This window comes from Sphingomonas sp. P3_C6 (assembly GCF_056402595.1).
Map to the genome: position 1 here is coordinate 1 of NZ_JBFUHB010000059.1, position 1,489 is coordinate 1,489.

The 1,489-nt window shown below is 63.9% G+C and carries 1 protein-coding gene and 1 pseudogene; both read right to left on the reverse strand.

The features are described 5' to 3' along the window. Positions 1 to 26: 26 nt before the first annotated feature. Positions 27 to 1,177 (reverse strand): IS3 family transposase gene (locus AC1DT7_RS24140; RefSeq protein ID WP_478038858.1). Its coding sequence is split into 2 segments (ribosomal slippage): positions 27 to 925 and positions 925 to 1,177, totalling 1,152 coding nucleotides; the frame shifts between segments, so codons are not numbered across the junction. A gap of 59 nt (positions 1,178 to 1,236) precedes the next feature. After that, positions 1,237 to 1,489: pseudogene (locus tag AC1DT7_RS24145) on the reverse strand (transposase); the annotation flags it as partial.

A 1,489-nucleotide genomic window follows, 5' to 3' on the forward strand; every position in this document is an offset into this window, starting at 1 on the left:
TGACGTGCTCCCCCGAGTGTTACCACTCAGACATAGAGTCCATGCCCATTTTGCTGGCTGGTTGCTGATATGGCAACGGGCATGGGGGCATGCCCCCATGCCCGTTTGCCGGCGATCTCGGCGGGTGTTTTTCCGCCCAGTTTCGAGTGTGGCCTGACGTTGTTGTAGTCGTCACGCCAGGCCGCCAGTACCCGGCGCGCATGCGCCAGTGACCGGAACAGCGTCTCGTTGAGACATTCGTCGCGCAAGCGGCCGTTGAAGCTCTCGACGAAGGCATTCTGCGTCGGCTTGCCCGGCGCGATATAGTGCCATTCCACCTTACGCTCCTCGGCCCATTTGAGGATCGCCATGCTGGTCAGCTCGGTGCCGTTGTCGCTCACGACCGTGTGCGGCTTGCCGCGTACGCCGATCAGCCCCGTCAACTCGCGCGCGACCCTGGCACCCGACAACGATGTGTCCGGCACCAGCGCCAGGCATTCGCGGGTGAAGTCGTCGACCACGCACAGTATCCGGAACCGCCGGCTGCACATCAGGCTGTCCGACACGAAGTCCAGGCTCCAGCGCTGGTTTGGCCCTTCGGGCAGCGCCATCGGTGCCCGCGTGCCCAGCGCCCGCTTGCGACCACCTCGGCGGCGAACCTTCAACCCTTCCTCGCGATATATCCGCAGCAGCTTCTTGTGGTTGGGCGCYAACCCCTCGCGCGCCAGCAGACATCCAAGCCGGCGATAGCCGAACCGGCGGCGCTCGGCGGCCAGTTCGCGCAACCGTGCRCGTAGCGGCGCATCGTCYGCTCGCGTCGCACAATACCGGTTCACCCTGCGGCTCACCCCGACCAACTCACACGCCCGACGCTCGCTCAGCCCGTACTCCGCACGCGCATGSGCGACCGCTTCCCGCTTCGCGCCGGGCGTCACCATTTTTTTGACGCCAGATCCTTCAGCACGGCATTGTCGAGCATCGCTTCAGCCAGAAGTTTCTTCAGCCGCCCATTCTCCTCCTCGAGCGCGCGCAGCCGCTTGGCTTCCGAAACCTCCAGTCCGCCGAACTTCGACTTCCAGTTGTAAAACGTCGCCGGGCTGATCCCGTGGCGCCGGCACACATCCGYTGTCGGCATGCCGGCCTCCTGCTCCTTCAATATCCCGATGATCTGCTCTTCGCTGAACCTGCTGCGCTTCATCCGTCCGACTCCCTTCGCGTCGGACTCTACTTATCCTCGGTCACATTTCAGGGGAGCACGTCAATCGGATTGAGATCGGGGCTGTACGGCGGCAGGAACAGGAGCTTGGCGCCCGCGCTACGGATTGCCTCGCGGATGGCAGGCCGTTTGTGACTGCTCAGATTGTCCATGACGACGATGTCGCCAGGCGAGAGCGTGGGCACGAGGAACTGCTCAACATAGTCTTTGAAGCTCTGGCCGTTGACCGGCTGGTCGAGCACGCACGGAGCGTCGATCCGGTCGCAGCGAAGCGCTGCGAGGAAGGTCATCGTG